The organism is Aquabacterium sp., assembly GCF_004297345.1.
Classification (GTDB): Bacteria; Pseudomonadota; Gammaproteobacteria; order Burkholderiales; family Burkholderiaceae_C; genus Aquabacterium.
Genome location: NZ_SCTN01000015.1, coordinates 1 through 11,827, shown reverse-complemented (window position 1 = coordinate 11,827; position 11,827 = coordinate 1). Strand labels below are relative to the sequence as shown.

11 protein-coding genes are annotated in these 11,827 nt (G+C 61.0%); 4 read left to right on the top strand and 7 right to left on the bottom strand.

Annotation, left to right across the window (positions count from 1 at the left end; genetic code table 11):
• Positions 1 to 414: 414 nt before the first annotated feature.
• Entirely contained in the window at positions 415 to 1,677 is a 1,263-nt protein-coding gene (tyrS, locus tag EPO09_RS00405; RefSeq protein ID WP_290639082.1) for a tyrosine--tRNA ligase, read from the bottom strand.
• Positions 1,678 to 1,844: 167 nt separating this feature from the next.
• Here tyrS and EPO09_RS00400 point away from each other — a divergent pair, with 167 nt between their 5' ends.
• A complete protein-coding gene (locus EPO09_RS00400) occupies positions 1,845 to 3,260 on the top strand; it encodes a M23 family metallopeptidase (protein ID WP_290639081.1) in 1,416 nt (471 codons plus the stop codon).
• On the top strand, positions 3,257 to 4,423 hold the full coding sequence (locus EPO09_RS00395; RefSeq protein ID WP_290639080.1) for an anhydro-N-acetylmuramic acid kinase: 1,167 nt from the start codon (positions 3,257 to 3,259) through the stop codon (positions 4,421 to 4,423). Before EPO09_RS00400 ends, EPO09_RS00395 begins: the two co-directional genes overlap by 4 nt.
• Before the next feature lie 54 nt (positions 4,424 to 4,477).
• Here the strand turns inward: EPO09_RS00395 and erpA are convergent, their stop codons facing one another.
• The 4 genes from erpA to argC form a co-directional block, all read right to left on the bottom strand.
• Positions 4,478 to 4,855, bottom strand: a complete 378-nt coding sequence (erpA, locus tag EPO09_RS00390; RefSeq protein ID WP_290639078.1) for an iron-sulfur cluster insertion protein ErpA — start codon at positions 4,853 to 4,855, stop codon at positions 4,478 to 4,480.
• A 21-nt stretch (positions 4,856 to 4,876) separates the two neighbouring features.
• On the bottom strand, positions 4,877 to 5,317 hold the full coding sequence (locus EPO09_RS00385; RefSeq protein WP_290639076.1) for a polymer-forming cytoskeletal protein: 441 nt from the start codon (positions 5,315 to 5,317) through the stop codon (positions 4,877 to 4,879).
• A 120-nt stretch (positions 5,318 to 5,437) separates the two neighbouring features.
• Entirely contained in the window at positions 5,438 to 6,157 is a 720-nt protein-coding gene (locus EPO09_RS00380) for a DUF6776 family protein (protein WP_290639075.1), read from the bottom strand.
• A complete protein-coding gene (gene argC / locus EPO09_RS00375; RefSeq protein ID WP_290639071.1) occupies positions 6,157 to 7,194 on the bottom strand; it encodes an N-acetyl-gamma-glutamyl-phosphate reductase in 1,038 nt (345 codons plus the stop codon). Before argC ends, EPO09_RS00380 begins: the two co-directional genes overlap by 1 nt.
• A gap of 256 nt (positions 7,195 to 7,450) precedes the next feature.
• On the opposite strand from argC, the gene EPO09_RS00370 reads away from it, so the two are divergent.
• Positions 7,451 to 9,637, top strand: coding sequence for a S8 family peptidase (locus tag EPO09_RS00370; RefSeq protein ID WP_290639069.1), 2,187 nt, complete (start codon positions 7,451 to 7,453; stop codon positions 9,635 to 9,637).
• Positions 9,638 to 9,766: 129 nt separating this feature from the next.
• On the opposite strand, the gene rpsI is transcribed toward EPO09_RS00370, so the two are convergent.
• Positions 9,767 to 10,159 carry a 30S ribosomal protein S9 gene (gene rpsI, locus EPO09_RS00365; RefSeq protein ID WP_290639067.1) on the bottom strand — a complete coding sequence of 131 codons (393 nt, stop codon included), beginning with the start codon at positions 10,157 to 10,159 and terminating at the stop codon, positions 9,767 to 9,769.
• Between the two features lie 11 nt (positions 10,160 to 10,170).
• Entirely contained in the window at positions 10,171 to 10,599 is a 429-nt protein-coding gene (gene rplM / locus EPO09_RS00360) for a 50S ribosomal protein L13 (RefSeq protein WP_290639065.1), read from the bottom strand.
• Positions 10,600 to 11,048: 449 nt separating this feature from the next.
• Here rplM and EPO09_RS00355 point away from each other — a divergent pair, with 449 nt between their 5' ends.
• A complete protein-coding gene (locus tag EPO09_RS00355; protein ID WP_290639063.1) occupies positions 11,049 to 11,774 on the top strand; it encodes a GNAT family N-acetyltransferase in 726 nt (241 codons plus the stop codon).
• Positions 11,775 to 11,827 lie beyond the last annotated feature (53 nt).

Here is an 11,827-nt window from a genome sequence, read left to right as displayed (position 1 = left end):
AGCCGCGTCCATGACCCAATGGGATGTGTCCAGAGAGGTCGGCCCGGTGATGGTGGCGATATCCCAGAGATAAACATTGGTCTTGTAGATGACAGGCGCGATGGCCGGAGCCACGGCAATCACTGAATCTTGGCCGCATTCAACGCACCGATCAGGGTGTTTGAAAACGTGAGCGTGCCCGAACCGGACAAATTGCCGACCTGGCTCCAACCGGCCATCACTGAACCAAGGCCTGAGCCGTACCCACTGCGGCCAATGCGGCAGCAGCAACCATCGTTTTGATTGCGAATTTCATACTGATCCTCACCTAAGTTAATGATGGCAGGTCAAATGTTGACGACTGCCTGACACCACTGTACTGGGCCAGTTGCGCTGCCTCATCAGGGTCAAACCTGATGACCTCATCTGTGGGACTTACTGCCCCAGGATCACCTTGGCGAACTTCCGCTTGCCAACCTGGAGCACGAACTGCCCTGCAGGCAGACGCAAACCCTTATCGCTCACCACCTGGCCGTCGATGCGCACGCCACCTTGCTCGATCATGCGCATGGCTTCGCTGGTCGATGCAACCAGACCCACTTGTTTCAATAAGACACCCAATCCAACCACATCGCTGCCGTCGGGCAAGGCCACAACGGCCTGCTGGATGTCATCGGGAATGCCACCTCTGGCCCGGTTATTGAAATCATCCAAAGCGCCAGCCGCTGCACCGGCGCCATGGAAGCGCGTCACGATTTCCTGGCCGAGCATGACCTTGGCATCACGCGGGTTGCGGCCCGCGGCGCATTCCGCCTTGAGTGCTTCAATTTCAGCCATGGGCTTGAAGCTCAAGAGAGTGAAGTACTTCCACATCAGGTCGTCGCTGATGCTCATCAGCTTGCCGAACATCTCGTTGGGCGCTTCGCTGATGCCGATGTAGTTGTTCTTGGACTTGGACATCTTCTCGACACCGTCCAGCCCCTCCAGCAAAGGCATGGTCAGGATGCACTGCGGCTCCTGGCCATATTCGCCTTGAAGGTGACGCCCCATCAGCAGGTTGAACTTCTGGTCGGTACCGCCCAACTCCAGGTCGGACTTCAGCGCCACCGAGTCGTAGCCCTGCATCAGTGGGTAGAGGAACTCATGCACGCTGATCGATGTGCCGGCATGGAAGCGATCATGGAAGTCATTGCGCTCCATCATGCGGGCCACGGTGTAGCGGCTAGCGAGCTGGATCATGCCGCGCGCGCCCAGGGCATCGCACCATTCGCTGTTGTAGCGAATCTCGGTCTTCTCGGGATTCAGGACCAGGCTGGCCTGTTTGTAATAAGTTTCGGCGTTGGCCTTGACCTGCTCGGCCGTCAGCGGCGGGCGGGTCGTGTTGCGACCGGAGGGGTCGCCAATCAGCGATGTGAAATCGCCGATCAAGAAAATCACGGAATGACCGATATCCTGTAATTGACGCAGCTTGTTGAGCACCACCGTGTGGCCCAGATGGATGTCAGGGGCAGTTGGGTCCAGGCCCAGCTTGATGCGCAGCGGCACGCCAGTGGCCTCGGATCGGGCCAGTTTTTTGATCCACTCGTTCTCGGGCAAAAGCTCGTCCACGCCACGTTGGGTCACGGCCAGGGCTTCGCGCACGCGGTCCGTCACGGGGTAGTCTGGCTTGGTTTCGGGTGCTTTTTCTGTATGAGACATGAGTGACCAATGGGTGAAAATCAGCAGATTGGACACCCCAATTGTGGGGGGATGCGAGGATATACTCCCCGAATTGAGGGTGCCCAGGCGTGTGCTGAATGTGTGCAACGCGGGCTGATTTTAGGGGACAGCATCCCCCGCGACCGCATCTGGATGGGATTTCAGTTTTGACTTCATCTACCTTGCTAAAGGCATTGCAGTCCAGCGCAGGCCAATTCCAAAAGGCCGCACACCGTCACCCCCGCCGTGTCAGCGCTGCCGTCGTTGCCCTTCTGGCTGGATCGGCCTTCACTGCATTTGGTGTCGCGCCCCTGACCTCGCTGCCCCAGGGCCCTCAGCCCACCATCACCCAGATCAACGAAGCCGTGGCCGTGCCCGAACTGCCCGCGCAGATCGCCAGCATGGATACGCAGAGCCTGGTGCTCTACCGCAGCGATGTGACCCGCCCTGCCGACACGGTCGATAGCCTGCTGGCTCGACTTGGCGTGGACGACCTTGACACCGCCCAGTTCATCCGCAATGACCCCGTGGCCGGCACCATCTTGCAAGGCCGCACGGGCAAATCAGTCAAAGCTACGGTCGATAACGGCCAGTTGCGCGAGCTGATCGTGCGCGGCCCTGCCGACACGACCAACGATTTCGACACCCACTTCAGCCGCCTGACCATCACCCGCGTCCAGGAAGGCAAGCAACCTGCGCATTGGAATGTGCGCAAGGAACTGGTGCTCTTGGAAACGCTGCCGCAGATGGCCTCCGGTACGATCCAGTCGTCCTTGTACGCTGCGGCCGACGACGCCAACGTGCCCGATGGCGTGACCAACCAGATGGCCGAAATCTTCGGCAACGACATCGACTTCCGTCGCGAACTGCGCAAAGGCGATGCCTTCAGCGTGCTGTACGAGGCCCACACCGCAGACGGCGAGCCCATCACCTGGGGCGGATCCACTGGCCGCGTGCTGGCTGCTCGCTTCATCAACAAAGACAAGATTCACGACGCGATCTGGTTCCAGGAAGCCGGTAAGAAAGGCACTTACTACGACCAACAAGGCCGTAGCAAGACCCGTTCTTTCCTGGCCTCGCCGCTGGCCTTCTCTCGCGTGACATCTGGCTTCGCGATGCGTTTTCACCCGATCCTGCAAAAGTGGCGCGCTCACCTGGGCGTGGATTTCGGTGCGCCGACTGGTACGCCAGTTCGTGCCGTGGGCGATGGCGTGGTGAGCTTTGCTGGCCAGCAAAACGGCTACGGCAATGTGATCCAGATCCAGCACAGCGGCGACCGAGCCACTGTTTACGCCCACTTGAGCCGCATTGACGTGCGCCGTGGACAACGTGTGGAGCAAGGCGTGCGCATTGGCGCCGTGGGTGCCACTGGCTGGGCCACCGGCCCTCATCTGCACTTTGAATTCAAGCTGGGCTCGCATCAGGTTGACCCGATGACCATTGCCCGCGCCTCTGACAGCCAAGTGCTCTCGCCCCAGGCATTGGCCCAATTCCGCCAACGCACGGTGGACGTAGCCAAGAGCATTCAGGCCGCAGGCCAGTGGCAGGTTGCGGGCGCGCAGTCCGGCCCACGATTCGAATGACACCGGATCTTCAGCCCTCGGCCCGCCCTGGCGGGCTTTTTTCTGAGCTCTACATCGGCTTGATGTCCGGCACCTCGCTGGATGGCGTGGACGGCGTGCTGCTCGCGCTTGAGCAAGGCACCTGGCGAATGCTTGCCCACGCCCATCGCCCCCTTCCGCCTACTTTGCGGCAAGCGCTGCTGGATCTCAACACCCCGGGGGACGATGAACTGCATCGCAGTGCGCTGGCAGCCCAGGCCCTGGCCGTGCTGTACGCCACGGTTGTGCAAGCCATCTGCGCCAGCGCTGATGTGCTGCCCAGCGAGGTTCAGGCCATCGGCGCGCACGGCCAGACCGTGCGCCACCGCCCCGATCAGGGCTACACGGTTCAACTCAACAACCCTGCCTTGCTGGCTGAGATGACCGGCATCGACGTCGTCGCAGATTTCCGCACGCGTGACGTGGCCGCTGGCGGCCAAGGCGCGCCACTGGTACCGGCTTTTCACCAGGCCATCTTCGGCAGATCGGACCAAACGGTGGCCGTGCTGAACATCGGCGGCATGGCCAACCTCAGCATCCTTCGCCCTGGCGAATTGCCTCTGGGCTTCGATTGCGGCCCCGGCAACGCCTTGCTGGACATGTGGTGCGAATGGCAGACCGGCCACGCCTATGACGCCAACGGCGAGTTCGGCGCGCTGGGCAACGTCAAGGAAGACTGGCTGGAAGATGCGCTGCAAGAGCCCTTCTTCAGCATGGCGCCACCGAAAAGCACCGGGCGTGATCTCTTCAATGCCGAATGGCTCAACCGCTGGTTGGGCCCTCATGGCCTGACGGATGGCCCTTTGTCAGACACCGATCTGGCCCGCGACGTACAGGCGACCTTGTGTGAACTGACCGCACGCAGCGCAGCCCTGGCCTTGCGCGAACATGCGCCAGACGCCAGCGAAGTGGTAGTGTGTGGAGGCGGTGCGCTCAACGGCGACCTGATGCGCCGCCTCAGCGAGCAACTGCCTGGCGTGCGCGTAGGCCGCTCAGACACCCATGGCTTGGACGTGATGCAGGTAGAGGCGGCCGCATTTGCCTGGCTGGCCTGGACACACTGCAACCGCCTGGCGGGCAATGTGCCCGGCGTCACAGGCGCCAGGGGCCCACGTGTGTTGGGCGCCTTGTACCCAGCGCGCTGAACGCTTTGTAGATCAGCGGGCTATCCTTGCCCGCCGACGCTCAACTCAGATCGATCAAACCGAGAAGCTGGAGCCGCAGCCGCAGGTGGTCTGGGCGTTCGGGTTGCGAATCACGAACTGAGCGCCTTCGAGGTCGTCCTTGTAGTCGATCTCGGCACCAATCAGGTACTGCAGGCTCATGGCGTCGATCAGCAGGGTCACGCCGTTCTTTTCCATCGCGGTATCGTCTTCGTTCGAGATTTCATCGAAGGTGAAGCCGTACTGGAAGCCCGAGCAGCCGCCGCCCTGCACGAACACGCGCAGCTTGAGATCCGGATTGCCTTCTTCGGCCACCAATTCAGCCACCTTGGACGCCGCAGCGTCCGTGAAGATGATGGGCGCCGGAACGTCTGCAGCAAAAGTGTCAGCAGTGGTTTGGGCAACAGCGGTCATGTAATTCTCCGGAACTAAAAATCAATTCTTCTGGGACTGCGCGATCACCGGTTGCACTGTGGTCACGGGGCCGTTGGAACTGGCCGCGAGCTTGAGCGCAGGTTTGTCGTCGGTTTTCAAAGGGCGCAGTTCACCATCAATCGTGGCGCCCTGGTGCATTTCCAGGGCTTCGTAGCGCACATCACCCACGATGCGCGCCTTGGGTTGCAATTCAAGCAGATCTTCAGCCATCACAGGCCCTTCGATCAGACCATTAATGATGACATGCCCTGCCCTGACCTTGCCATGGACACGGGCTTTTTCACTGATAACCAGCAGCGACCGGGCATCACCTGTGCAGGTCACATTGCCTTGCACCTCGCCGTCAATGCGCAGGCCATCACTGAAACGGATCTCGCCCGTGATCACGGTACCTTCGCCGATCAAGGTGCGAATGGGAGGGGTCTTCTTCCAGCCGAACATCACGGTTTCCTCAAACAAGGGTGGGCGAAAGCTGCCGAGGTTACACGTTTGTCACATCAGGTCAATGCCTTGACCGGGCGTTTTTCACAACATGAAGCAGCTTTAACGGCCGCGCACGCCTTACATGGGTTGAACCTGCCCCGCTCTCACTTGCCCGACCTCATCCAGCACACGAACCTGAACCTGTTTGACCGTGCTATTGGCTGGCAAGCTCACCTGCCCCTCTACGCGCCGATATTGCTTGAACGCCAGAGGCTGCGTGAAGTGCGGCACTGTATCGGCCCAAGGGCGGCCATCACGCACACCACTGAGCAGCAATTCAACACGCCCCTTGAACTCAGGCTGGTTGCGTCCGCCCTGCTGCATGATCAACAACTGAAAGCGCAGTTGACCTGGCGCCGACGTTTCGACCTGCAGACCGCGCACCGACAAGCCACTGCCGCTGGCCGGCAACAAGCGCTCGAAGAAGCCCAGGTCGTCCTTGAGCGCGAGATTTTCGGTTTCAAGCGATTTGACCTGTTCGGCAAGCCGTTGCTGCGTCACACGCTCAGCTTTCAAGAGGCTGTCTGCTGAGTTAGAGACCGCTTGCGCTGCATCACGCTCATGTTTGGCATCGTCCAGTTGTTGGCGCAGCAGAGCAAGCTGCTCGCCGGACTGACGACCGCCCTGGCTCAAGCCGGCGATATTGCGCCCGAACTCAAAAGCCCACAATGCCAGCGCGGCGGAAAAACCCAGCATCAAGGCCGCCACCGCCCAGCGCAAAGGCCAGGGCAGATGGCTGCGCACCGCCATGCGCGGCGAGCTGATGGACAGCCTGCGCCGGATCAGCCGCCAACGCATCAGGGCAGCACCGGCACGAGATCCAGCCCCAGCTTCTCGTCAAAACCGAACATCAGGTTCATGCACTGCACAGCCTGGCCGGACGCCCCCTTGGTCAGGTTGTCCTCCACCACCAGCACCATCACCGTATCAGGCTGCGGCTTGTGCACGGCGATGCGCACGGTATTGCTGGCGCGAACGCTGCGGGTTTCGGGCGCACTGCCTGCGGGCAGTACGTCCACAAAGCGCTCGCCCTTGTAGTGGGCCTCGAAGATGGCTTGCAGATCAGCTGCCTGGCCTGCAGCAGTCAAGCGGCCATACAGCGTGGAATGGATGCCACGGATGATGGGCAGCAGGTGCGGCACGAACAGGCAGTTGACGGTGTCATCGCCGGCGATGACGCGCAACTGCTGGTTGATTTCAGGGCCGTGACGATGCCCCTTGACGCCATAAGCCTTGAAGTTATCAGCGGCTTCTGCCAGCAGCGCATGCACTTCGGCCTTGCGGCCTGCGCCGGATACACCTGACGCACAGTTGGCAATCAGGTGCGTGGGTTCGACCAGCTTGTTCTTGAGCAAAGGCGCCAGGCCCAACTGAACAGACGTGGGATAGCAGCCGGGATTGCCGATGATGCGCGCCTTCTTGATGGCCTCACGGTTCAACTCGGGCAGACCGTAAACAGCCTCCTCCAGCAGATCAGGGCAGCTGTGCGGCATGCCGTACCACTGCTCGAACACGGCCGTGTCTTTCAGACGGAAATCAGCCGCCAGGTCAATGACCTTGACGCCCGCGTTGACCAGCTCACGAGCCTGAGCCATGGCCACACCGTGCGGCGTCGCGAAGAACACCACATCGCACTCGGCCAGCCTGGCGTCATCAGGCGTCACAAACGCCAGATCGACGTGCCCACGCAGGCTGGGATACATGTCCGCCACTGGCATGCCGGCCTCCTTGCGCGAGGTAATGGCCTGCAACTGAACCTGCGGATGGCGCGCCAGCAAGCGCAGCAATTCCACGCCGGTATAGCCCGTGCCACCAACGATGCCAACTTTGATCATCTGAAATCCTCTTGATACGTCCCGCGCGGGGAAAACCGCCATTTTAGGAAACTCCTGCGCCTTCTCGGCCCAATCGCCTGAATTGCCACCAGAACATGGCTTTGTTCTGCCCTTCATTCGTGATGTGCATCACAAACTTCAGGAGGGTGCGCATTCCTTCACGTCAATTTATCAAGTTCCGCTTCCAAGATCCGAAACCATGGCAGCCACGGGATCGGTGGCCCTTCATCCACCGTCATCAACCTTGCTGCCGGCCATGCGCAAACTTCGCCCAACACTCACCCTGACCGCACTGGCTGCACTGATGTGCACCTGCCAACTGGCCGCCGCCCAGGCAAGCTTTGCACCCACCTCCACGGAGTACAGTTGGTCTACGACTGTCAATCAGTTGGGCATGCGCAATATCCACAACCAAGGCATTTTGGGGCAAGGTGTGATCATCGGAATGATCGACACTGGCCTCAACACAGCCAACCCCGAGTTCCAGAACATCGGCAGCCGCCTGCTGACAGGGTACAACGCCGTAGACGGCTCCAGCGACATCACCGACAGCATCGGACACGGCACGCACACAACAGGCATTGCGGCCGCAACGGGCAACGGCACCGGCATGTACGGCGTGGCACCTGAGGCCAGCATCTTGATGGTCAAAGTGTTCAACGGCGGCACGGCCTCTGCATCCGCCATCAACAGGGGCATCGACTACGCCTCGGCCCATGGCGCGCGCGTGATCAACCTCAGCCTGGGCGCACCAAGCCCGATTGGAGACGCCTCCTTGCGCGCGGTGGCAGCAGGCAACAACGCCGTGGTGGTGATTGCTGCGGGCAACGACAGCGCCGCCACACCCAACTGGCCCGGCCGCTACGCCAAAGAGAGTTGGACCAACGGAACCATCCTCGTTGTGGGCGCCGTGGATGCCAACAAGCGCATCGCCTCGTTTTCCAACAAGGCGGGCGACACGGCACAGTACTTCCTGGTGGCGCCCGGCGTGAGCATCATCTCGTCGTACAACACGGGCTACGCTTACTTGACCGGCACCTCAATGGCCGCGCCAGCCGTTTCCGGAGCCGCCGCCCTGATCACGGGCTACTGGCCATATCTGCACGCCAATCAGGTGGCATCCATCCTGCTCAATACGGCCGATGATCTGGGTGCGCCCGGCGTCGATGCCGTCTATGGCCGAGGCATGCTCAATGTGAACCGCGCACTCTCGCCGATTGGCAGCTACACCTATCGCACGGCCAACGGTGGCCGCACCACCGTGTCGCTGTCGACGGCAGGTGTGGCCAGCACTCGCCCGAGCGTCAGCACACCTTCAGCGTTCAACGGCCTGGTCACGCAGGCTTTCGACGATTACGGCCGCAACTACACCAGCGACGAAGGCGCAGCGCTGATGGGCCGCAGCATCATGACGCTCAGCAGCGTACTAGGCCGCCCCGACCGCATGCTGGACGCCGCAGATCAGGTTCTGAGTTCGGGCAGCCGCCTGACAAGGCTGCAATCGCGCCAGACAGATGTGCAGCAAGCGTCACGCGTGGGTGCACTCAACGCCAGCGGCGACCCGTGGAACCAGATGCAACGCACGGACTCATCCATGGTCATCCTGCAGCACACGTCGGGCCTGAGCTTCAGCGCAGGTGATGGCGGACTATCCGGCATGAGCCTGGGCCTGATGAGCTCCAGCCTGGCCCAGCGCCTGAGCGGCGCCGATCAGGTGCTCGGCAACCCCATCCTGGGTTTCGCGCCCAACCACCAGTTCGCCTCGATGACCTTGCCCTTAGGTACCTACTGGAGCGGGCGCGTGGCCGCGGCACGCTCCAAAGCCTATGACGCCGCCTGCGGCGATGTGAACCTGATGGAGCTGACTTACGACAATGGCACACAGGCACTGAACATCTCAACCGGCCAGTTAACCGAACAAGGCCTGTTGGGCGGCTTCTCCAGCAAGCAACTGGGCCTGAATCAGCAAACAGGCACCTCTGGCGTGACCGTGAGTGGCGCCTGGGCCTTGAGCACCAACTGGACCTTGACCGGCTCGATGAGTCGCACGCGCACGGCCGCCCCCAGCGCCAGCGGCATGCTGATGGAGGCCACCGACATCCACGCCGATGGCTACGGCATTGGTCTGGTTCGAGCCGACAACTGGCGAACAGACGACCGCCTGAGTTTCACCATCAACGCGCCCTTGCGCGCGCGCAGCGGCACCCTGACCTACAGCGTCGTCTCCGACGTCGACCAGACGACTGGCGAGCCGATTTACGGCGTTCACACCGTCAACCTGGCGCCATCGGCCCGGGAGTGGACGGCCGAGACGCGCTACTCGACACGCCTGAGTGCCAGCAGCTCGATCAGCGCCGTTGCGGCACTGCGTGTGCATCCCGACCACGATGCGAGCGCACCATCTCAACTGGCCGCAGGCATCCGATACAACCAGTCCTTCTGATCGATCGCGCGCTATCGATCGCGCGTTCAGGTTCAGGCATGAAAAAACCCGCCAAGGCCAAGCCTGAGGCGGGTTTTTTGTGTGCTGCGGTGACCAGCGCCAGGCGCCGGCCACACACAACAAGAAGGATCAGCGCTTGCTGAACTGCTTCCTGCGACGAGCGCCGTGCAGACCGACCTTCTTACGTTCGACTTCACGAGCGTCGCGGGTCACGAAACCAGCGCGGCTCAGTTCAGGCTTCAACGTAGCGTCGAAGTCGATCAGAGCGCGGGTCACGCCGTGGCGCACAGCGCCGGCTTGACCGGATTCGCCACCACCGTGCACGTTCACCTTGATGTCGAAAGCTTCGACATTGTTGGTCAGTGCCAGAGGTTGCTTGACGACCATGATCGAGGTTTGACGGCCGAAATATTGTTCGACAGGCTTACCGTTGACGATGATCTGGCCAGTGCCCTTCTTGATGAAGACGCGGGCGACGGACGACTTGCGACGGCCGGTGCCGTAGTTCCAGTTACCAATCATGTGGCCGCTCCTTAGATTTCCAGGGCCTTGGGCTGCTGGGCTGCGTGAGGATGCTCACCGCCTGCATAGACCTTCAGCTTCTTGATCATGGCGTAGCCCAGGGGACCCTTGGGCAGCATGCCCTTGACGGCCTTTTCGATGGCGCGACCTGGGTGCTTGGCTTGCATGTCCTTGAACTTCGTGGCGTAGATACCGCCGGGGAAGCCCGAGTGACGGTAGTACACCTTGTCATTGGCCTTGGTGCCAGTGACGCGAATCTTGTCTGCATTGACGATGACGATGAAGTCACCGGTATCTACGTGAGGTGTGTAGATGGCTTTGTGTTTTCCACGCAGACGGAGAGCAACTTCGCTGGCTACTCGTCCGAGCACCTTGTCGGTGGCGTCGATCACAAACCACTCGTGCACTACCTCGGCCGGCTTGGCGCTGAAGGTCTTCATGAGATTTCCTAAGTGGTAAAGCTGGTTGACTGCTGTCATTGGTGCCACTTCTTAGGATGTGGTGGCCTCTCAGACAACAGGGCTCTGATTGCGCGTCACTCGCATGGATGACATGAATCACATCAACCGCACAGCAAGCTCAACCGCAAACCGCCCCGGCTTTGCTCACAAGCAAAGCCCTCCCGGCAACCATGTCGGGAATCGGCGAGTATAGCTGGTATTTACCGCCACAGGCAAGCGCCTGCATCCCCGGCACAAAGTTGCAGTGTCTGTGCAAGATTTGACGCACATCATCTCCCTGGTACACGTAAGCTCTTGCGAATCTGTATAGTGCCCAAAAGTCAGTAATAACCCTAGGTTTCAGCCAATTCTCCAGGCCTACCCTCCTGGCCAATCGCACATACTGAAATCACGCAAAAGGTAGAAGCGGGTTCGGAAAGGGGTCAGACATGACCGCAGTGAAGCCACATGATCAGCATCCAGACAGATTTGGTCTGAGCGCCCAGGAACTGGGCCACCATCATCGCCCCAAGAAGGAACACAAGCCCAAGGTGGATGTACCTGAGGGGTGGATTCCCATTCGCGACCTGCACGCGCGGCATCGCCATCGCATTCTGGATCACCTGCTGCACCTGGACGAGCACGACCGCTATCTGCGCTTCGGCTCGCCCGTGACTTCCGATCAGTTGAACAAATACGTGGCCTCCATCGACTTCAAGCGCGATGAGGTGTTCGGCATCTTCAACCGCAAGCTGCAACTGGTGGCCGTGGCTCACCTGGCCGCCATGCCGGGCAAAGGCCCCTCTGGCGATGGTTCTTCGAAGGGGCGCGCCATGGAATTTGGCGTGTCGGTGTTGCCTGAAGGGCGCGGCAAGGGCCTGGGCATGCGCCTGTTCCTGCACGCGATCACCCATGCGCGCAACCAGCATGCCAGCCACATGATGATCCACGCGCTGACCGAGAACGCCCCCATGTTGCGCATTGCGGCAAAAGCCGGCGCCATCATCGAGCGCGACGGCCCGGACGCCGAAGCCTGGCTGAAGTTGCCCCCGGACACGGTAGGCACTCACATTGACAGCTCGCTGCAATCGCTGGCCGCTGAAGTGATCTACCGCGTGAAATACCGCGCCATCCACATCAGCGACTGGGTGAAGATGCTGATCGCGCCAACCTGATTCGAGCGCCGCCAGGCACCCGCAGGTATTCCCCTATCTGAGGGCACTCTGCC

Coding starts and splice junctions, on each gene's coding strand:
- tyrS (WP_290639082.1), bottom strand. CDS start 1,677: ATGTCTCATACAGAAAAAGCACCCGAAACCAAGCCAGACTACCCCGTG.
- rpsI (WP_290639067.1), bottom strand. CDS start 10,159: ATGATTGGTAACTGGAACTACGGCACCGGCCGTCGCAAGTCGTCCGTC.
- EPO09_RS00355 (WP_290639063.1), top strand. CDS start 11,049: ATGACCGCAGTGAAGCCACATGATCAGCATCCAGACAGATTTGGTCTG.
- argC (WP_290639071.1), bottom strand. CDS start 7,194: ATGATCAAAGTTGGCATCGTTGGTGGCACGGGCTATACCGGCGTGGAA.
- erpA (WP_290639078.1), bottom strand. CDS start 4,855: ATGACCGCTGTTGCCCAAACCACTGCTGACACTTTTGCTGCAGACGTT.
- EPO09_RS00395 (WP_290639080.1), top strand. CDS start 3,257: ATGACACCGGATCTTCAGCCCTCGGCCCGCCCTGGCGGGCTTTTTTCT.
- EPO09_RS00370 (WP_290639069.1), top strand. CDS start 7,451: ATGCGCAAACTTCGCCCAACACTCACCCTGACCGCACTGGCTGCACTG.
- EPO09_RS00380 (WP_290639075.1), bottom strand. CDS start 6,157: ATGCGTTGGCGGCTGATCCGGCGCAGGCTGTCCATCAGCTCGCCGCGC.
- rplM (WP_290639065.1), bottom strand. CDS start 10,599: ATGAAGACCTTCAGCGCCAAGCCGGCCGAGGTAGTGCACGAGTGGTTT.
- EPO09_RS00385 (WP_290639076.1), bottom strand. CDS start 5,317: ATGTTCGGCTGGAAGAAGACCCCTCCCATTCGCACCTTGATCGGCGAA.